23 protein-coding genes, 1 other RNA gene and 1 pseudogene are annotated in these 20,447 nt (G+C 47.9%); 15 read left to right on the top strand and 10 right to left on the bottom strand.

Going from position 1 to position 20,447, the window contains the following annotated elements:
• The first annotated feature begins 18 nt into the window (after positions 1-18).
• The 7 genes from FWE06_01400 (at position 19) to FWE06_01430 (ending at position 5,822) form a co-directional block, all read left to right on the top strand.
• Positions 19-444, top strand: a complete 426-nt coding sequence (locus FWE06_01400; protein MCL2545836.1) for a low molecular weight protein arginine phosphatase — start codon at positions 19-21, stop codon at positions 442-444.
• Positions 441-893 carry a ribosomal protein S18-alanine N-acetyltransferase gene (gene rimI / locus FWE06_01405; GenBank protein MCL2545837.1) on the top strand — a complete coding sequence of 151 codons (453 nt, stop codon included), beginning with the start codon at positions 441-443 and terminating at the stop codon, positions 891-893. The genes FWE06_01400 and rimI overlap by 4 nt, the downstream gene beginning before the upstream one ends.
• Positions 874-1,893: a tRNA (adenosine(37)-N6)-threonylcarbamoyltransferase complex transferase subunit TsaD gene (gene tsaD, locus FWE06_01410; protein ID MCL2545838.1), complete on the top strand. Its 1,020-nt coding sequence runs from the start codon at positions 874-876 to the stop codon at positions 1,891-1,893. Before rimI ends, tsaD begins: the two co-directional genes overlap by 20 nt.
• Positions 1,894-2,120: 227 nt before the next feature.
• A complete protein-coding gene (locus tag FWE06_01415; GenBank protein ID MCL2545839.1) occupies positions 2,121-2,585 on the top strand; it encodes a hypothetical protein in 465 nt (154 codons plus the stop codon).
• Between the two features lie 194 nt (positions 2,586-2,779).
• On the top strand, positions 2,780-3,679 hold the full coding sequence (locus FWE06_01420; protein MCL2545840.1) for a M15 family metallopeptidase: 900 nt from the start codon (positions 2,780-2,782) through the stop codon (positions 3,677-3,679).
• Positions 3,680-3,682: 3 nt separating this feature from the next.
• On the top strand, positions 3,683-4,393 hold the full coding sequence (locus FWE06_01425) for a response regulator transcription factor (GenBank protein MCL2545841.1): 711 nt from the start codon (positions 3,683-3,685) through the stop codon (positions 4,391-4,393).
• Positions 4,386-5,822, top strand: coding sequence for a HAMP domain-containing histidine kinase (locus tag FWE06_01430; protein ID MCL2545842.1), 1,437 nt, complete (start codon positions 4,386-4,388; stop codon positions 5,820-5,822). The genes FWE06_01425 and FWE06_01430 overlap by 8 nt, the downstream gene beginning before the upstream one ends.
• Before the next feature lie 29 nt (positions 5,823-5,851).
• On the opposite strand, the gene FWE06_01435 is transcribed toward FWE06_01430, so the two are convergent.
• The gene (locus FWE06_01435) at positions 5,852-6,892 is read right to left on the bottom strand and encodes an AI-2E family transporter (GenBank protein MCL2545843.1); all 1,041 of its coding nucleotides are present in this window, start codon (positions 6,890-6,892) and stop codon (positions 5,852-5,854) included.
• Between the two features lie 117 nt (positions 6,893-7,009).
• On the opposite strand from FWE06_01435, the gene ffs reads away from it, so the two are divergent.
• From ffs to FWE06_01470, 7 genes and pseudogenes are all read left to right on the top strand, one after another.
• An RNA gene (gene ffs / locus FWE06_01440) (signal recognition particle sRNA large type) lies at positions 7,010-7,271 on the top strand.
• 96 nt (positions 7,272-7,367) lie between these two features.
• Positions 7,368-7,883 carry a hypothetical protein gene (locus FWE06_01445; protein MCL2545844.1) on the top strand — a complete coding sequence of 172 codons (516 nt, stop codon included), beginning with the start codon at positions 7,368-7,370 and terminating at the stop codon, positions 7,881-7,883.
• A 96-nt stretch (positions 7,884-7,979) separates the two neighbouring features.
• Positions 7,980-9,512, top strand: coding sequence for a DNA polymerase III subunit gamma/tau (gene dnaX / locus FWE06_01450; protein ID MCL2545845.1), 1,533 nt, complete (start codon positions 7,980-7,982; stop codon positions 9,510-9,512).
• A 43-nt stretch (positions 9,513-9,555) separates the two neighbouring features.
• Positions 9,556-10,341 (top strand): hypothetical protein, encoded by a 786-nt coding sequence (locus FWE06_01455; GenBank protein MCL2545846.1) that lies wholly within the window; start codon positions 9,556-9,558, stop codon positions 10,339-10,341.
• Positions 10,342-10,384: 43 nt separating this feature from the next.
• Entirely contained in the window at positions 10,385-10,711 is a 327-nt protein-coding gene (locus FWE06_01460) for a YbaB/EbfC family nucleoid-associated protein (protein ID MCL2545847.1), read from the top strand.
• A 3-nt stretch (positions 10,712-10,714) separates the two neighbouring features.
• The gene (recR, locus tag FWE06_01465) at positions 10,715-11,323 is read left to right on the top strand and encodes a recombination mediator RecR (protein ID MCL2545848.1); all 609 of its coding nucleotides are present in this window, start codon (positions 10,715-10,717) and stop codon (positions 11,321-11,323) included.
• A gap of 98 nt (positions 11,324-11,421) precedes the next feature.
• Positions 11,422-12,243: pseudogene (locus tag FWE06_01470) on the top strand (helix-turn-helix domain-containing protein).
• An 8-nt stretch (positions 12,244-12,251) separates the two neighbouring features.
• On the opposite strand, the gene FWE06_01475 reads toward FWE06_01470, so the two are convergent.
• The 7 genes from FWE06_01475 to FWE06_01505 all read right to left on the bottom strand — a co-directional run bounded on the left by FWE06_01475 (position 12,252) and on the right by FWE06_01505 (position 18,461).
• The gene (locus tag FWE06_01475) at positions 12,252-13,616 is read right to left on the bottom strand and encodes a hemolysin family protein (GenBank protein ID MCL2545849.1); all 1,365 of its coding nucleotides are present in this window, start codon (positions 13,614-13,616) and stop codon (positions 12,252-12,254) included.
• A gap of 103 nt (positions 13,617-13,719) precedes the next feature.
• Entirely contained in the window at positions 13,720-13,956 is a 237-nt protein-coding gene (locus tag FWE06_01480; protein MCL2545850.1) for a hypothetical protein, read from the bottom strand.
• Between the two features lie 201 nt (positions 13,957-14,157).
• Entirely contained in the window at positions 14,158-14,991 is an 834-nt protein-coding gene (locus tag FWE06_01485) for a metal ABC transporter permease (GenBank protein ID MCL2545851.1), read from the bottom strand.
• Positions 14,975-15,619, bottom strand: coding sequence for a metal ABC transporter ATP-binding protein (locus tag FWE06_01490; protein MCL2545852.1), 645 nt, complete (start codon positions 15,617-15,619; stop codon positions 14,975-14,977). The genes FWE06_01485 and FWE06_01490 overlap by 17 nt, the downstream gene beginning before the upstream one ends.
• The gene (locus FWE06_01495; GenBank protein MCL2545853.1) at positions 15,612-16,544 is read right to left on the bottom strand and encodes a zinc ABC transporter substrate-binding protein; all 933 of its coding nucleotides are present in this window, start codon (positions 16,542-16,544) and stop codon (positions 15,612-15,614) included. The genes FWE06_01490 and FWE06_01495 overlap by 8 nt, the downstream gene beginning before the upstream one ends.
• 328 nt (positions 16,545-16,872) lie before the next feature.
• On the bottom strand, positions 16,873-17,721 hold the full coding sequence (locus FWE06_01500) for a hypothetical protein (GenBank protein ID MCL2545854.1): 849 nt from the start codon (positions 17,719-17,721) through the stop codon (positions 16,873-16,875).
• A complete protein-coding gene (locus FWE06_01505) occupies positions 17,718-18,461 on the bottom strand; it encodes a F420-0--gamma-glutamyl ligase (GenBank protein MCL2545855.1) in 744 nt (247 codons plus the stop codon). The genes FWE06_01500 and FWE06_01505 overlap by 4 nt, the downstream gene beginning before the upstream one ends.
• A gap of 138 nt (positions 18,462-18,599) precedes the next feature.
• Here FWE06_01505 and FWE06_01510 point away from each other — a divergent pair, with 138 nt between their 5' ends.
• On the top strand, positions 18,600-19,538 hold the full coding sequence (locus FWE06_01510; protein ID MCL2545856.1) for an L-lactate dehydrogenase: 939 nt from the start codon (positions 18,600-18,602) through the stop codon (positions 19,536-19,538).
• Here the strand turns inward: FWE06_01510 and FWE06_01515 are convergent.
• Positions 19,521-20,033, bottom strand: coding sequence for a DUF4364 family protein (locus FWE06_01515; protein ID MCL2545857.1), 513 nt, complete (start codon positions 20,031-20,033; stop codon positions 19,521-19,523). The two genes, FWE06_01510 and FWE06_01515, sit on opposite strands and share 18 nt — an antisense overlap.
• A 26-nt stretch (positions 20,034-20,059) precedes the next feature.
• On the bottom strand, positions 20,060-20,443 hold the full coding sequence (locus tag FWE06_01520) for an HIT family protein (protein ID MCL2545858.1): 384 nt from the start codon (positions 20,441-20,443) through the stop codon (positions 20,060-20,062).
• Positions 20,444-20,447: the final 4 nt, after the last annotated feature.

Raw genomic sequence — 20,447 nt, forward strand, 5'->3', positions numbered from 1 at the left:
GCGCAACAGGAGGCTAACATGACAATCTATTTCATCTGCACCGGCAACACGTGCCGAAGCCCTATGGCACAGGCCATTGCCGAACACCTTAATCATGAGTATGAACTCGGCCATAAAATATTTTCACGTGGCATTGCGGCCGATAAAGGCGCGGCGGCAGCGTTTAGCGCCATTGCAGCAGCAGAAAAACACGCCCTCGATTTATCCGCCCACATTGCGGCGCAACTCACCGATGCCGACATCGAGCGTGCCGACATGCTTTACACCATGACGGCGCAACAACGTGATGCTTTGACCGCATGTTTTCCCCATGCCGAGGGCAAGACGCAAACAATTGCAACGCAAGATATTGGCGACCCGTTTATGCAGAGCGATGAGGTGTATATGCACACATTTTCCACCTTGCAACGGGCGATTGCCGATGCCGAAGAGTTTAAGCCATGATTATACCTATGGAGCTGTGTCACATCGACCGTATCGCCGTATTGGAGGTCGAGTGCTTTGCATTGCCGTTTTCAAAACCCTTGCTGCTGCAAGAACTGGAGAACCCTAACGCGCTCTATTTAGTCGATTGTTTAGATGATATCATTCGCGGCTACGTAGGACTGAACTTCGTGCTGGATGAAGGACACATCACCACGCTGACAACCGCGCCGCTGTTTCGCCGCCAAGGGATTGCCTCTCGGTTACTCAAACGGCAGATAATACTCGCCAAAACACTGGGATTGCAGCAATTACATCTCGAAGTACGCGATAGCAACATCGCCGCCCGCAAGCTCTATCTGCGCCATGACTTCGCCGAAGTTGGACGGCGCGCGGGATACTACACTGAGCCAAAAGAGGATGCCGTTTTGATGACTTTGGAGTTACATGATGATAATACTGGGCTTTGAGAGTTCTTGCGACGAAACAAGCGTCGCCGTTGTGCGAGCCGATACAACACTTGCCTCCGGATTTGAAATTCTCTCAAATATCGTTGCCACACAAATTGACCTGCATGCGCAGTACGGCGGTGTTGTACCGGAAATCGCCTCGCGAAACCATATGGCAGTCATCGCCAATTTAACAAGCGAGGCATTGCATCAAGCCGATTGTACAATGGCAGATATTGACGCCATTGCCGTCACCAACGCACCGGGGTTGATTGGTGCGCTGCTTGTCGGCGTAAACTTTGCCAAGACATTAGCATACAAACACGATAAGCGGCTGATTGCCGTCCACCACTTGCGCGGACATATCGTTGCCGGACGTATGTGCAACCCCGCGTTGCAACCACCATTCTTAACACTGCTGGTCAGCGGCGGCAACACACTACTTGTCTCATGCAAGGGCGACACGGAGTATCAAATATTGGGTGCGACTCGCGATGATGCCGTAGGCGAGGTCTTCGACAAAGTCGCCCGCATTTTAGGGCTTGGCTTTCCCGGCGGCCCTGCCATTGAAAAGGCCGCAAAGCTGACAAATCCGGATACGCCTCCCCTACTCCTCCCTACGCCCAAGCTTGAAGGACTCGATATGTCATTCAGTGGCATCAAGACAGCGTTTATCAATCATGTCCACAACCTCGTACAACAGGGGAAAGCGCCTAATGCAGCGGCGCTTTCGCGCGATTTTCAAACTCATATCGTCAAAGTTTTAACATCGCGCATGGTTGACGCATTCGAGCGTACAGGGTATAATAAATGGTTGCTGTGCGGCGGCGTTGCCGCAAACACCGCCTTACGCCAATCACTGCAAACAGCCGCAAACGAACGCGAATGCACCCTGACCGTGCCGCCTATGTCACTCTGCGGTGACAATGCCGCCATGATTGCTGCGGCAGCATACTACGAAAAAACTTCGCGCATCGGCTGGGATTTGAATGCGTGTGCAACATGGGAAATTGATATGTAGAGGTGGTATTCTACCGCCCTTGCAACTAAAAACATTATGTAAACCACATGTTTGCCAAAAGGTTACTGAAAAATCACCCATTTCGGCCACAATCTTCGCAAATGCCCAGACGGCAAGCTGTACAAATTGTGGATAACGCTGTGGATAACTTGTATAACTCGTTTTTGTCACGACGAACCAATCATGGCTGTTTACGGTAAATCCAAACAATCAAAGGAGCCGGCCTTATGAAAACACTTGTTGTATATTACTCTCGCACCGGGCACTGCAAGGCCCTTGCTACAACGCTTGCAGACGCTATGAACGCTGATTGTGAGCGTTTGCTGGACGTGCATCCTTTCCGCGGTCCATTCGGGTTCATACGCGGCATCGTTGTGGGCATACGTAAAAAACTCATCCACATCTGCCCGCCACAGTACCAACCTCGCGAATATGACCAAATCGTCATGGTTACGCCGGTTTGGGTTAACCATGCCGCTCCCGCCATTCGGAGTTATGTCGACCAATATGGTGATATGTGCCGTAAATTACAGCTCTTCACCATCAGCAAGCAATGTGACAAAGTCAACCAAGTCAGCGAGGAGTTGCAAGCCACCTTTGGCCTGAACGTACAGAATACTGTTGGATTCACATCGGCGGAAATTAAAAAGGGCGATGTGTTGGAAAAGTTGAAAGCGATGGGTGGTTCGTAAGGAGCGCATCGAAGCATTTTGCTCCCTTAAAGAAACTTTATATTACACGAGCTTGTTCCGCCTTTCGGCATGACTATCGAAAGGCGGATTATACTTTCTGCGCAATTCTTTGAAATTTCTTAATTTTTCGCAACCGTCAATTTTGATTTCTTGCGCTATACTGTTAACCATCACAAAAGATGGGAGAATACAAAATGACACACAGAGCAAAGAGGTCAAGGAAAAGAAGATTCATAGGATTAATGTTGGCAGTCTTGCTAATCGTGGGAATTACAATATGGCTCAGCAACCGTGCGGGTCAATCCGACAGCGCAGCAGTTGTTACATTGCCGCCGAACTTCACGAGAATTGCATCACATCCCCCCCCTGAATTTACAAACCAAATGTCTATCGCCGATATAACAGACACGCAGTATCTCAAATTGGTCAATCGCCAGCACGGCATTTCAACACCTGTCCATCCCGCGCTGTTGGTATCGGCATGGCCTAATATAGCCGTGAGTACAACAGCTGTAACAGTCCACAGAACAGCTTTATACTCCCTGCAAGAACTGTTCGCCGCGGCACGTGATGAAAACCTTAGGAGTTTATTTATCGCCAGCGGTTTTCGTACAGATGAAGAGCAACAAACACTCTACCAAAGCGCCGCCGACAAACGCTATGTTATGCCACCCGGACATAGCGAACATCATCTGGGGTTGGGCGTTGACATTTTATTCTCCGGCAGTTATGCTGCCGGCGGCATATTAGGCACGCCCGAGTCGGCATGGCTGGCACAAAACGCACCACAGTTCGGCTTGGTGTTGCGCTATCCGTATGACAAGCAAGACATCACCGAGGTCGCCTACGAGCCGTGGCATTTTCGGTATGTCGGGCGAGTACATGCACGGCTTATGGATCAATACAACTTTGTGTTGGAAGAGTACATAGAGTTTCTTCGTCAAAACATGGGCTATCAGACCACACTCGACGGTAAATATTACTACATCTTGCATCAACACCCGAAAAATGGTATGATACTTGTGCCAAACGGCATGGAGTTCAACGTATCAAGTACAAACACCGGGGGCTATATTGTTACGGCATGGAGGTAGACTTTGGAATACACTATACTCGTCTGCGAGGACGACGCTGATATTCGCAACGCCTTAGATATTTATTTACGTCAAGAAGGCTATTGTATTTTGCACGCCGAAAATGGATTGCAAGCCGTTGAAATTATCGCAAAGGAGCAAATTCACTTAATTTTACTCGACGTTATGATGCCGAAATTGGACGGCATTGCGGCGGCGGTCAAAATTAGAGAAACCAATAATGTGCCAATTTTGTTTCTGTCGGCTAAAAGCGAAGAGACTGACCGCATTTTGGGGCTCAATATGGGCGGTGATGACTACATAACAAAGCCGTTTAACCCCATAGAACTTATGGCACGAGTAAAGGCGGCACTGCGCCGCTATGCACGGCTAGGCGGATTAAATAAAGTTGAGCTTGCCTCACAGCAGGGTATTTACCAAACCGGCGGACTGGTTGTAGACGACAACAAAAAACAAGTTACCGTTGACGACAATAACGTAACGCTTACAGCCTTGGAATATAGACTTTTAGCGTTGCTCATCTCTAACCAAGACCAGGTGTTTTCCTCAAATCAGATATATGAGGCGGTATGGGACGAACCGGCTTTCTATGTGTCGAAGACTGTGTCAGTGCATATTCGACACATCCGCGAGAAGATAGAGATTAACCCCAAAGATCCGCAATATCTCAAAGTGATTTACGGTTTAGGATACAAAGTGGTGCGACATGATTAAAATATTGCCTTCACCCATTACAAAAATCCTGCTCATATTGGTAGGCTATGTTTCACTGGTGTCTTACTTGTGGAATGAGAGCTTTTCTTTTCGTGTGTTGTTTCGGAATGTATTCGGCAATTGGATTCACGTTTGGTTTATTCCGCCCGGGTTATTGCTGTCGTTGTGTATATGTTTTTTAGTGCTATCGGTGACAATGACTAAAAACGACAGATTAACGCAAACTAAATTATTTGTCCTATGGCGCAACACTGACAGCTTTCTGCTGATTGTTTTTGCTGGCTGGATAGCATCTTCCTTGATTATGCAAGCATATACCGCTGCCGCACGGGGCGGCTCCGGCGCGACACTTCCATTTACCGCCGCCTATTTGATTGGCATTGCAGCAATTGCAGAACTCACAGCAAGGTTGCGTGATAAGAGTTTTCGCCGACATTTATATTGGATAACATTCTTTCAAAAGCATCGGATTTGGACACCTTTAGGCTTTACAACGGCACTGCTGTTGACGACAAATCTGTTATTTTTAATCTTTCTGTCACCCGCGACAGCGTTTTTGTTTAACTATCGCTTATCGTTTATAATAGGCTTTCATTTTACGCCGCCGTGGTCGTTTGTCAACTTTGATAGCTTTCTGCGAATAGTTGCGGCACTCACCATTGCCGGATTGACATATTTTATAACTTACTTAATAAATATTGCCACCCAATATGACAAAGCAAACGAGGAAAAGATTAAATCGGAACGATTCAAGAGCGAGCTTATCACAAATGTGTCGCACGATATACGCACACCGCTTACCTCTATTATCAACTATGTTGATTTATTAAAATCCGAACCGTTAGCAGGGAAGCCGAAAGAGTATATAAGTATACTTGATAGAAAATCGGCACGACTAAAAGTATTGATTGACGACTTAATGAGCGCATCTAAGGCAAGCACGGGCAATGTTAGCGTAAACTTAGATACTGTAAACTTATCTGAGTTAGTCGGGCAAGTTTCCGGAGAAGTGGAAGAACAATTCACTCAACGCGACTTGACATTGGTGCTGCGTCAACCCGATGCGCCGATTTTTGTTCATACCGACAGCCGCCATCTGTGGCGTGTGTTGGAAAATCTATTTGTCAACGTGAGTAAGTACGCGCTTGCCGAAACTCGCGTGTTTGCTGAATTGGCGCAGCGCGAAGATGATGTAATATTCACATTAAAAAATATTTCCCAAACACCAATCGACATATCGGGTAATGAATTGACGGAGCAATTTATTCGTGGCGATATGGCGCGTGAGAGCGAGGGAAGCGGCTTGGGTCTTTATATTGCTAAAAGCCTTGTTGAGTTGATGAACGGGACGCTTGCAATCCGCACTTCGGGAGATTTGTTTGAAGTAGAGATATTATTTAGGAAGAGAGGATATTCTAAGGTACAGTAGAATATCCTCTCTTCCCCTTACACACTCTATCACGGCTCGCCCAAAACATCGCATCTTACACGTTTTACCACCCACGCCAACCCAAGCAAATACACCGCCAGCCATAGTGTCCCTACCCGAATGCCCGCATACATCGCCAAAATAAACCATAGCGGGTGCAGTGACAGGCTGTGCGCCATCCATTTATGCTCCAACACGTGCCGTATCGCACTAATACAAACCCAGCCGAGCAGCAATAACGCACCTTGCGCGATGTTGCCCCCAGCAATGGTGCTGACTGCCATCGGCATCAGCACCATTCCCGGCCCGATAACGGGAATGATATCGGCAAATGCCGCTAAACCACTCAACAACACGGCATACGGAACTCCAAGTGCCATCAGCAAAAATAACGTCAACACAAATGTGATGCACATCAACGCAACATAAATGCGCACCGTGCGTGCCAGCATTGCTTTTGCCGCGCGCATGCCACTGTCGTAATGCTGTAATCCTTGTGGCGACAACCACTTGGCCGGAAATCCCTTGGCTGATTTATTGCCGGACTTACTAAAATAATACGTCCCTGTCATGATTAAAATAAATAGCGATAACCAGTGCGGCAACGCCGTCACCACGGTCAACACAAGCTGAATCACACCGTTTAAAGCTCGCGAAACCGCTTTCCACAACGCATCAGCATTTAGATTGATGGGCAACCAATCGGGCAGCTGTGCTTGCCACTGCGTCCATAGCTCATGTAAGCGGTTGGTTTGCCGCACAGCATCAAGTTCATAAAGTAATCGCTTGCCCTCTTGGACAAAATGCGCCATGATAAGCCATGCCAGCACGACAATTAGCACAAAGAATAACACCGTCGCAATCGCCGCCGCTAAGCGTTCGGATAAGCCAATTCTATGCAACCAATTTGACATTGGACGCGTTAGCCCGGCAAGCAGCCACGCCACAACCAGCGGCAAAACATAGCCTTTCAGCAAAAAAAACGCCGCAAACGCCGCCGTGTAAATCAAAACAAAAACAATTACCCGCCTTACCCGCAATAGCATATCGGGCTGAACAATTTGTGTCATAAACATCACCTTGACCATGATATGACGGCTTGACTAAAAATAGACAAAGGTGTATACTATGTAAGCGGGACGATTACCATCGCCCCCTACGAAAAATATTTTCATCATTGCATCCACACGCGCTAACCGGGGAGCTGGCGGTGCCCTGTACCTGCAACCCGCCTTAGCAGGGGCGAATGCCGTCCTAGGAGCGTTGATGTGTTGTCGTGCCGAACACGTGGTGTTGATGAGTCGGTCTTGCGCAACGGTGTCCCGTGAACCATGTCAGGCGGGGAACCGAGCAGCATTAAGCGGTGTACAGCGTGTGCCGCAAGGGTGCCGTCTCTGAGCCGGCGATTCGGTAACGGGCATATCCGCGTCTTCGAAGAGGGCTGCGCGTGTGGATGGAGTGATGGAAATTTATATTTTACGCATTTAGATTAGCTGCGTCACAACGAAACTCGTTGAGGATAACCGAGAATATGGAGAGGCTAAGATGGGGTATAGAATTACGACGTTAAAAAACTTGCCACGGGACTTGAATTGTTATATGTTTTTAGTTGGCGATTATAGGATTAATGGTACGATTAATGATCTGTTTCGAGATGGCTTTAACATAATTGCTGATCGAATTGGAGCAGATAATGCTATTATTCAACAAGCGGAAAAAAGCCATATAGAATGGGAAATAATAAAAGCTCTCCACCAAAAAATGGAGGAAGAAACTGAATTAGCTAACTATCTTTCACAGTTTGAATCAAGGATTCCAGGTCTTATGATATTTTGGAAACACCCGACAGAATTGACAAAAGAAGATGCTATTATTCATATTCCATTTCAAGCAATAGAGAATGTATATTCAAGCTCAAACGATGTGCTAATAGATTTAATTGATTTTGCAAAGAAAAATAATAGCAATTTTATAGATAAGCTGAAAAAGAAAAACGATGTAATAAGAGGATTAAGCTTTTCGGTTAATCTTGGCATTTTTGCTATAAACTTTGAGCTGTAGATAAGCATATACTTTGTAACAGGCACACCCTTAAGAAATGAATATAGCACCTAATAAGCATTAGCGACTACGACCACTCTCTAAGGAGTCCACCCTATGCCCTACCAAGCCTTATATCGTAAATATCGCTCGCAAACTTTCGGCGATGTCGTGGGGCAGGATGCCATTACCAAGACATTGCGTAAACAAGTTGCGGCGGGCAATACCACCCATGCCTACCTGTTCACGGGAACACGAGGCACGGGCAAAACCAGTTGCGCCAAAATTTTGGCGCGAGCAGTCAATTGCGAAAATCAGCAAGACGGCGAGCCCTGCAATGTTTGCACCTCTTGCCAGGCCATATTGAGCGGCCAAGCCACCGATGTGCATGAATTCGATGCCGCCAGCCATTCGGGTGTTGACAACATCCGTGCCTTGCGTGACGAAACGGTGTACAGTCCTGCGGCCATGAAAAAGCGCGTGTATATCATTGACGAGGTGCACATGCTCAGCATTGGCGCGTTCAATGCGCTGTTGACGATTTTAGAAGAGCCGCCGTCGCACGTACTTTTTATCCTGGCAACAACGGAAACACATAAAGTGCCGGCAACCATCTTATCGCGTTGCCAAAAATTCCACTTCAAACGCTTGGCAAACAACGTTATCGCCGCGCGCTTGCAATATGTAGCGCAAGCCGATGGCTTGACATTGCCTGATGACAGCGCAAACTTACTTGCTCAATGGGCGGACGGCTCAATGCGTGACGGGCTTTCGCTGCTCGAACGCTGTGTCAGCCTGCCCGAATGCACGCCCGAGACCATTGAACAGGCGTTGGGATTGGCGGGTCAGCACGACTGTACACAGTTAGCAACATACATCGCCCAAGGCGATGCGGCAGACGCATTGACGTTGTTCGGCCAACTATATCAAGACGGCAAAGAGGCGGCTACATTGCTCGATGAACTACGCGGATTGTTGCACAATCTCTTAATGGTGCAAGTCTTGCGCGATGAGAGCAAAGCCTTATCAACTGAGCAGCAAGCATTGATTCCACAATTCTCACCACCCCGCCTAACACAGGCATTGACGTTATTGCAAAAAACATTGGCGGCATTGCCACGCAGCGTGAATGTGCGGCTGGACGCGGAATTGTGTTTGCTGAAACTGACGGACGAGAGCTTAGCTGCAACACCCGCCGCAGGGGACGCACGTCCGGGCGTACTACCCACAGTGCAATCCGTACCAACACCCAAAACGCCCACATCACAAGAGTTTACGCAACGGGACACTCAATCCCCTACACCGCCACAGTCGTCCACGGACACACCAAGTACACCCCTGCAACAATACAATAATTTCCAGGCCCTCATCGCGGCATTGCAAGGTGTCATGAAACCATCAGAGCTGGCACACTTGCGGCTATGCAAGGCGGCCATCAGCGACGATAGCCTTACCATCATGCCCGACAGCCCGTTGGCAAAAGCGTTGCTGAATAATTCCATTGTACTGGATAAAATCAGAAACGCCGCAAACTCTGTTGAGGGTCGCGCCATAACGGTGCGGATTGGTGACAAACCCAAGCCTACACCTGTGATGAGCAATGACCCGTTGGATGCGCTGGCGGGATTGGAAAATGTGACGATTGTATAGCGGCTGAGTCTAGGAATTTGTATTTTGTGCGGAGGTTAACTCTATGAGCAATAATGGAATATGGATAGGTGAAAATGCGACGGTTGTCATTGTAGATGAATTTCGCATAGCTTTTTTGCGGATTGAAGAAAATTTGATAGCAAGCATATTGCATAACAATGTTCATGGAACTGTCGGTGTAGTATATGGACTTGGCAAAAACTTTGACGCACACTCTGTTGTTGCCGCAATAAATCCTGATTCAAAGGAACTGTTTGCTAGTTCTGCCAATGCGAAAGACTATATACCAAATCATTCAAACGATAGAGTTGAGGGCGTAGGTGGGAAGTTAACTTACACTACATTTGACGGTAAAGAGTTTGAGCTTGTATTGGCTGAAAAAATTAACATGGCGGACTTTGAAAAAATCAATGAAGTTGACAATTCACTATCAATCGCAAAGAAAATGGCGTTGTGGAATGTAAATAAATACTTTGAATTTGCCGACGGGTATTATAATGTTGGAATAGATACGGAAAAGTATTCGATATTATTTAGTTTTTCGTTGCCCGACGAAAGTTGGGTATATTGTCGAGTTGGGCAAAATGGTTATTGCGAAAAAGGTCGGGCAATGTTATCGACAATTTGTATACGGCAAAACGAAGTTCGCATGATTGAGAACAATTTGCAGTCAATCAATGAATATAGGCCGATTGAGGATTGCTTTGCAATCGATGGGTGTGCGTTTCCGCCTGATGGCGGTTGGTACTGGTCAGTCAAAGAGGTTACGAATGATGTTATTTATCTCTGCGGGTGCGGCGATCAAGTATACGAGATACATAGAAAATAAGCATTTCTACCCCCCCATTAAAACAAAAAGGAGAACACATAACATGGCAAAGAAATTTGGAGGCATGCCCGGTGGCGGCAACATGATGAAGCAGATCCAAAAAATGCAGGAGGATATGCTCCGCACGCAACAGGAAATGGAGTCAAAGGAATTCACCGCAACGGCAGGCGGCGGCGTTGTTACTGCAACTGTAACAGGTGCGCGTAAGCTGCTCAGCGTTGCGTTGACGACTGATGTGGTTGATCCCGATGATGTCGATATGCTGCAAGATTTGATTGTCGCTGCTGTTAACAGCGCATTAGACAACGCCGAAGCCGAAATGGCACAGGCTATGCAGAAATTCACCGGCGGTATGCCGGGGTTGTTCTAAACTATGCACACACCAATTTTCCCCGCCGCAGTACAGCAACTTTGCGAACAATTTGCCAAACTGCCCGGCGTGGGACGCAAATCAGCGCAGCGCATGGCATTTGCCTTGCTCAACAGCCCGAACGGCGATGCCGAGGCGTTTGCACAAGCCATTTTAGACGCACGCACAACTGTCAAATGCTGTGTCTTATGTCAAAATATGACTGACGAAGAGCTCTGCCCTCTCTGCCGCGACACGCGGCGTGATACTTCGACTATCTGTGTTGTCGCCGAGGCACGGGACGTTGTGGCAATCGAACGCACGCGCGAATACCAAGGGCTATACCACGTCTTACACGGTGTTATTTCGCCGCTCAACCATGTCGGCCCCGAAGACCTAACTGTCAAGGCGTTATTGCAACGCGTCAACCAACACGATGTGAAAGAAATCATCATGGCAACCAACCCCGACACTGAGGGCGAGGCAACGGCATTATATTTAGCCAAGCTATTGCTGCCGTTCGGCGTAAAGTTGACACGGTTAGCATATGGCATTCCGATGGGCAGCCACTTGGAATTCACCGATGAAATCACGCTGTCACGAGCGTTGCACGGACGGACGAGCATGGGGTGAATACCATCTCAAATGCCAGTTGAATTCTGCGAAACTTCAAATACACGGCTATTGCTTTTATTTTGCGTTTAGCGCATAATGGCGTTGAGGTGATTGTTATGCGCAAAATTTTAGCCGGAAATATATCCCGTTATCGAAAAGAATTGGGCTTGGCGCAAGAATCGCTTGCCGATAAAATCGGCGTTACATTTCAAGCCGTAAGCAAATGGGAAACGGCGCAAACGGTGCCCGATACGATGCTGTTGCCTTTATTGGCACAAGCGCTGAATGTCAGTTTAGACAAACTATTGGGCTATCCTGCGTGTCATTCTCGCCCCCCCTTTTATGAAGACGATTATCGTAAAGCCGAATATTTTTGGGGCATAGAGCCCAACACGGCATGTCTGAAAGTCATTGAGCTCATGCCGCCAACCAGGCCGTTGAAACTCCTTGATATTGGTTGCGGCGAAGGCAAAGATGCTGTGTTTTTTGCCCGTTGCGGCTATGATGTAAGTGCTTTTGATGTTTCAAAGGCAGGCTTAGAAAAAACTAAGCGGCTTGCCGAAAAGGCACGGGTTGATATCAAAACTTTTCGTGCCGATATATGGGATTATCGATTGGATGAACAATATGACGTTCTGCATTCCAGCGGTGTGTTGCATTACATAAAAAAAGAGCTGCGCGATGAAATCATGACCAATTATAAATCCCATACTAATAAAGATGGTATTGTTGCTTTTCATGCATTTGTCGATAAGCCATTTATTCCGTCCGCGCCGGATGATGCCTATCATCATCTATGGAAATCGGGTGAGCTATTTACTTGTTTTCATGATTGGCACATTGAAAATTGTGCCGAATATGTCTTTGACTGCAATTCGTCCGGCATACCACACCGACATGCGGCCAACCGGTTATATGCGCGAAAGGGACGTCAAAAGAGCGCGGACTATTCCGCGCTCTTTTCATTTGTTTCGTTTGAGTTCTCGGCTAATACTTCTGTTTCCTTTACCACCGTCACCGATGATATGCGCTTTTCCTGCACATTTTCGACTTTAAACGTCAACTGCTCAAACATCACTTCCGGCTGCTCGCCCTCGGCGGGAATGTTGCCCAATTCACCAATCAAAAACCCGCTCAATGTTTCGTATTCCTCGACGGGCAATTGCACACCCAAATGTTCTTGCACATCTTCCAGGTCTGCTGTCCCTTCTATGCGAAACGTGTTTTTATCCACTTCTTCGATATCGGGGCGTTCGTCGGTGTCGTATTCATCTTGAATGTTTCCCACGATTTCCTCGACCAAGTCTTCCATTGTGATAATACCCAATGTTCCGCCGTACTCATCAATGACAATGGCTATATAGTGCCGTTTTTTACGCATTTCTTGGAACAGTTCGTCTGTTTTCTTAGAGTCAGGTACAAAATGCGGTTCACGTATCAGTTTCTTCAAATTAAAAACCTTGCTGCTCTGCTTGGCCATGTAGTGCATAACATCCTTAGAGTGCAGAATGCCCAACACATTATCCAGGCTCTCTTCATATACCGGAATGCGCGAATAGTTTTCCTTGGTCAACACGTCCAACACAGCGGGCAAGTCGGCGTCAAGCGGCAATGCCACCACGTCCATGCGGTGCGTACAAACCTCGCCGGCGGTCAGTTTGTCAAACTCAAAGACGTTTTCTATCATCTCCTGCTCATCTTCTTGAATATGTCCCTGCTCACTGCCCGTTTCCACCATTAGGCGAATTTCTTCCTCGGTGCCGTCTTCCTTGCGGTCGATTTCTTTGATACGCAACAGCCTCAGCACCATCTTTGCCGAGAACGATAGAAATTTGACAAACGGCAAAGCAATGACCGACAGTACACGCAACAACGGCAGAATGCGCAAGGCAAATGGAATGGGGTTTTGTATAGCAATGCGCTTTGGTACGAGTTCACCGAATACGAGCGCAAAAAATGTCAGCAAAACTGTAATAACAGCGAATACGATTGTTTCAATAACCCGCTCTGACAGCGGCAATCCACTCCATAAATTCACCAACGAGTAAGTAAACGCACTCGCCGCATACGCGCCAGAGAAAAAGGCGATGAACGTCACATACAGCTGCACCGTCGCAAAATACAGGCTCGGCTCATCAATGGCATGGAGCAGCCGCTCCGCCTTTTTGTTGCCTGCGTCGACAAGTAGCTTAACCTTATTGCGGTTGGCAGCACTCAACGCGATTTCCATCGCCGACACAATGCCGCTGATGACAATCAACGCAAAAAGAATGGCTATACTACCGGCTATCAAAGCAAAATCACTCCTCATTATGTGTTATTCTTCCACAGTATAGCACATGTTTCAGAAAAATGCTAGTCTAAAATGCAAACCCGGCGCGGAGAATTTCCGCGCCGGGTTTTGCTTCACCTCACTACCACGCTGCCTCCATCTGATTGCCTGCCTCTAACCGTTGTTCCCTATCAGCATGTTCGGCTTGCCAGCTATTCCAATGCAACACCCAAGCCCCCGTCCCGAAGTGATTGAGGATGGCAGATATGCCGTTGATTTTCTCCTCAAATGGATTATCAAGGGCATAGATGGTTTGCCTGCCCAAGCTCTCTGCTATATAGAAGTCACCGCCTCGGTGATGGCGCTCCACGGCCAACATGTGGCGTTCTCGAATAGGCCACCCCTACGTTGGGCGCAACAATAATGCCCGATGCCAACACCATACACAGCATGAGAGCATTCGCCACCCATCTTTTAACAAAAACGGGTCTAGTTTTGGCTTTTTTCGTTCCCTATCACTCCGCTCCTTTCTCAGTAAGTTTACCGGTTGTATCCACTATATCATGGAAATATTTGGCTGTCAATAATTTTTTAGAAGCTTCCTGCACACGGCACTGCCCGCCCACAGCGCAATATTTGCCAACACAATCGCACTGCCTGCCGGAATGCGCGTGACCGCCGTGACAGCAAAGCCAATTACAAAGCACAACAACGACACGCCCGCGGCGAGCCATATCAGACGCGAGAAACGACTGACCCACAGTCGCGCAGTGATGGCGGGGAAGATAATCAAACACGATATCAGCAACGCGCCCATCATGCGCATACCAATAGCAACAATCAAAGCGGCTAATATTGAAAATATGCCGTTGTACCAGCTAATAGCCAGCCCGCGTGTACGGGCGAAGTCAGTGTCATAAGCAATGGCGAAAAATCGCTGATAGCACAGCAAAAATGCTGCCAACACAAAAAGCGATACGCTGATTGTCAGTTCAAAAAATAAGCCGTCATTTATGGCAAACAGTGAGCCAAACAACAAGCTGAAAATTTGCCCGCTTCCCCCTTGCCATAATGCTGTCAGCATAATGCCCAACGCCAACGCACCGGTTGCCGTCATGCCGATGACAATATCGCCGCTGCCGTTTCGTTGACTCATCCACATGATACCAAATGCACCGACGATGACAACAAAAATCGGCACGACTGTGCCGAGAAGCGGATGTTGGCTCCATCCCAGCGCCAGCGTCAATGCTGCGCCAAAAAAACCTATATCACCCAAGGCATGTCCCAGCATCGACAGCCGCCGTAAGACTAAGATGACGCCTATCATTGCCGCAACAACAGACACCAATGCACCGGCAATCAAAGCTCGCTGTGCGAACGGCTCACGCAGTAAATCAAACAGTATGTTCATGCAGCATCCCGTCCTCTATCTTTATCACGCGCTTTGCTACGCGTGCCATGCCACTATGATCGTGCGTCGCCATGCAAATACTTACGTTCATTTCTTGGTTCCACTGCCGCAACAGGGCATACAATTGCGCTGATGTGTCAGCATCTAGCCCATCGGTCGGCTCGTCTAATACAAGCAACTTTGGCTGCGCACACAACGCCCGCGCCAGCCGTACACGCTGCATTTGCCCCCCCGACAAACGGCTTATGGCACGGTGGCGGAGCTGCGCAATACCCAGCATTTCAAGCGATTGCTCGACAACCTCATGATCTTCGCGGCGACAAAATAACCGCCCCTTGCGCTGCCGCCCGCTATGCACCACTTCGTAAACGGTTGCGGGGAAATCGCGCGCGGCGGTGTTGAGTTGCGATAAATAGGAAATTTCAGTCTGTTGGCATTGTAGTTGTATGCTGCCGCGGTACAACAACAAGCCTACCATGGCTTTGAGTAATGTGCTTTTGCCCGCGCCGTTGGCGCCGATAAAAGCAATCATGTTGCCGCAATTTACGTCAAAAGATATACCGCGCAACACATCTTTGCCTTGGTATGCAACAGATACGTCACGCAAACTGCATAGCACGTTACTCATTGTCGGTTAGAGCCTGTGACACATGCTGCAAGTTCTGCCGCATAATATCGGCAAACGACATGCCACGCTCGTCAGCACTCACATTATGTGCCGCGTGAAAGACAAGCATCTGCGTATTCGTTTCGTCCGCCAACGTGTTGGCAACGTGGTTGGCATCGTTTTCTATACCAAATACAACAGTGTGTCCACCATCGCGGATAGCAGTCATGGCGGCAAATACCGTCTGTACACTTGGGTCAGCGTGGTCGTGACAGCTATCGAGTACCGTAACGGCATGCAAATCATACCGTGCGCTAAAATGCGCTGCAGCGTAACGATTGCCAAATACAAGTGTATCGCGCGCACGCCGTTGCATAACACACTGAAATTGCGCGTCCAGTTCGAGCAATACATGCGTGTAGGCACGGCCATTTTCAAAATACATCGCTTGATTGGATGGGTCGGCGACGCTCATTGCCTCAATCATCACTTCCACCATAGCAACGGCATAGGGCAGGTTGAGCCAAATGTGCGGGTCGATTACGTCACCATCAGGCGCGTGCGCGACCAGCGAAATGTGCTCGGCAAGCGCAACAGCTTGAACATCACCACGCATCGATGTCAACATGGACTGCACCCACGGTTCGCCAAAATGACTGGTATAGACGAACAAATCGGCGTTCTGAACCGCCAAAATATCACGCGGCGATGGGTCAAAGCCGTGACATTTTGTACCAGCCGGCAAAAGGAGCTGCACATCGGCTAAATCGCCCGCGACTTGCCGCGCAAAGTCATATGCCACAAAATTTCCGGCAATGACAGCAAGCCGCTCAGCGTTCCTGCTCATGGCAGGTGCGGCATTCTCTCCCGCCCCATAGCTTGGCGCACAGGCGGCAAAAGATAGCAAAGCAGCAAAAATAACGGCAAGTCGTTTGGCGTAACGCATAACGGTGTCTCCAATCATGTTAAGGTGCCTGTATTATAACCATATGTTGAGCTGCTCTAAACCCTTGGATAGCACTTACCTTGTCAGATTCCTAATATTGTCTCTTCGTATCTCTATAAATTTTTCTATCATTTTAAATTGCGCCGCTGTTGGATTTTGAGATATGTAAATATGCCACGAGCAAGCACCATATTTCTTTCCTATCACTTCAAATAATACTGTAAGCAGTTACTTTCTTCCCTTTATAACTGCATTTGTAGGCATTTTTAGAAAATCAATAGGGCTTCATCTTTAAATCTCTTGAAAATTTAAACAAATCCGCCATGCCTTATACATCTTTCAAATCCTCCGCGCTGTCGCCCTTTACACCTTGGCACAACTCTTCATACATCATGCACACGGCCACCGTCGAAACCGGCGCAAGCAGTGCTGTAACTGCCATTTGCAGTGGCAATCCGCCGGCAAAGAGCGCACCGAAGCTGGTTGCCGCAGCTTGCAACATGATGAGCCATAAGCCCATTGTAATCACCAAGCCCGGCCTACGCCTAAATAATTGCCACGTCCGCGGAATGGCGCGACGCCAGCCTTTTTCCTCGCATAGTACAATGGGGAAAAACATCGCGATTGCCGCATAGCCCACAATGGCGATAAACGCGACGGCAAAGACACCCAAACTCGCAAACGCCGGCAAAAACAAGGCCAATATACCCACCGCTAGCGACGGCACAAAAACCAACACCAGTAATACCACATTTTGCAATAACGCCGTAACGTACCATTTCGGCGTGTACTTGATTTCACTGTAAATGGCTTGCGTCGGCTCTTGCAAATCTTTTTTATGCATGATAGTCATGGCTATGCGCGTTATACCGCCGACGACAAAGGCGTTCAGCAATAATCCAACTGTTGCCAAATACACCAACCACAGCAGCAACGAGGGCATGACATCTTGCATAAGCACACGCATAGCGCTAATAGCTTGGACCGAATTTTCACCGTTGACGTTCTGCCAAAACGCCGCCAATGGCGCGCGCATGGGCTGAAACAACAGCATTTGCCCTAACGTGGCAAACGTACTGAAAATCAGCGGAAATATGAGTAGCCGCCAAAAATGATGCCTGTACAGCCGAAAGGCGGCAACAACAAGCATGCCGGCACTAACCCGCCGAAACATCATGCTGCTTCACCGCACCGGATGAGAATCAACGGCGTTAGTTCATCATTTTGCCCGGCGGGATTATCCTTAATAATGGCACATAAGTCAGCGTCAGACAACGCCATAGACGGCGACTTACCAAAAATGGTCACCGTCAAATCATTGGCGTCGACCAGCATCACAGGTACGCCCAATATTGCCTCGACCTCGGCACAAACTTTATCGGGCTCGCGCGGGTTCAGCAACGCCATTTCACGATAAGCAGCAAAATCCGACTGTGGATATAGGCCATCAATACCGTCAATGCCATGACCGGCAATTTTGTAAAACAATCCGCGCTTTCCAAACAATTTTCCAGCAGCTGAACAAATAGTCGCCCACAAAATGCGCGGCAATCCCGCCAAATCAATGGCGAGCTGCATCTTGGGCGGTTCACTCACGCCGGGGCCGTGTTTGTTGCTTGATGCAAAGCGTGCCAACAGCTTCGCCCAAAAACCGATTTTGATGTCTTTGCGCTCAACAACATTGTTCTGGCACATGGAGATAATCTTCTCTGAAATAGACAGCATATCACCATCCTGTAAAAGGGGTGCGATGTAGTGCTCGACCAACTCGATATATGACTCACCGCGCTCGACAAAATGCGTCTGTACAGCAAGACGTTGATACGTCACACCGTCATGTACAACGTCACACCGCTCGTAATAGGCAATACCGTTTTCTTCTCGACGGCTCTCAGGATTGTTACGTGAATCTGACATGGTAAATCCTCCATTTTTTCCATTATACCTCTCACGCACAAAAAAATCAAGGCAAAGTTGAGCTTACGGTTGTGATGATGGTAAATTTGTGTTATACTATCACAAAATAGCAAAAAGCATCAGATTGGAGATTTTGTTATGAAAAAGCGTAAAATTGTTATGGTCGGCTGCGGCTATGTCGGCGCTACATCAATCTTTTCCATGATGTCGAGCGGCGTATGCAACCACATTGCCGTTATTGACTACAACCGAGAAAAGGCAGAGGGCGATGTCATGGATATGAACGACGGCATCAGCTTTCTGCGTCCGACAACGCTGACAGTGAGCGATTACGCCGACTGCCGCGATACTGACATCATTGTCATCACCGCCGGTGCGGCGCAACAACAGGGGCAAACGCGCAATGACCTGCTTGCCGCCAACATTAAAATTTTTCGCTCCATTCTCGACCAAGTGATGCCCAATCTCGGCGACAACACCGTCATTTTAGTCGTCACCAACCCCGTTGATGTGTTGACACACTTCACACGCCAATACACCGGCTTGCCTGCCAACCGTGTTCTTGGCTCCGGCACGGTGCTTGATACCGCGCGACTTAAATATGAAACTGCACAGCACACCGGCGTTGACGCGCGAGATGTTCACACTTTCGTCATCGGCGAACATGGCGATACATCTGTTGCGGCATTTAGCTCCACTCATATCGCAGGGTTGAGTTTGCAGGAATATTGCAGCCAATGCCAAGCCTGCAACGTCAACTTAACCATCGGACTGGAAAATCACGTACGCAACGCAGCCTATGAAATTATTAACAAAAAAGGCGCGACCTTCTACGCCGTCGCGCTGACTGTCAACCGCATCGTCGAGGCAATTTTGAACGATCAAAAGGCCATTTTGACGGTGAGTACGCACCTTAACGGACAGTACAATTTGCATGATATCTGTTTGAGCTTACCGTGTGTAGTCGGCGCAAAAGGTGTAGAACGTGTACTGACGCCGCCGCTAAATGATGAAGAAACACAGGCGTTACACGCCAGTGCAAAAGCGATACGGGATAACTTAGAGGCTATCCAATAACTCCAGCACCCGCTGATATACCCAACTGGCGTTGCCTTGAAATTTCTTAACAACGCGTTTTGCTTGCTTTAAGTCGCCAACAGCCATCGTCAAATCAAACATCGGTATGTCGTTGTCATTCAGCCGCAAGGCCACCGAATATTTTCCGCCATGTTCGATAATTTTAACATCCAATGCCGCTTGCAATGTCCGCCGTTCAAGCAATTGCAATGCTACTCTGTCACATTCGTCACGCATAGCGGCAGGCAGCGTTTTCAGCATAGCACCGACGGCCTCACGGCCATGTTGTGTAATAGCAAATCCGCCTTCAATTTCTTCCAGCTGTCCCGCATCAACAAGCTGCCCTGTTGCTGCGGCGAAGAGGAAATAATCAGTGTCTTCTTGAATGAATACAAGTTGTTGCAGATCATCAAGACTCGCGTTGTTGAGTTTGTCCAGTGCGTAGAGGATGAGTATTTTCATTGATAATTCATCGCCGGAAAAACCTAGTTGCATAGTTTAAGCTCCTGTTTCTGGAATGCTTATTTTGCGCGATTGCACGGTCTTGTATTTTCCTGTTGTTTTAGCCAAAAACGTATACCTCTATTTGCGTAAGGTTCGTCCTTAAATCTCGGTATAATATGTAAATGAGCATATGAAACTGTCTGACCAGCAATTGGTCCAACATTCCAACCTAAATTATATCCGTCAGGTTTATATTTTTTATCAAGATAGTGTTTGACCGTATCTATCATCTTTTTGGTAGCAAGCCATTCCTGCTCAGATAAATCAAAAGGTGTTTCTATGTGGGATTTTGGTATAATAACATAAGAACCTACTAATACCTTGTCATACACATTGCCGTTATCGTCAGTTGAAGGAACGGCACAAACAAATTCGTTTTCAAACTTAATATTATCATTCATTTGA

It is taken from the genome of Oscillospiraceae bacterium (assembly GCA_009780275.1).
Taxonomy (GTDB): domain Bacteria; phylum Bacillota; class Clostridia; order Oscillospirales; family UBA929; genus WRAI01.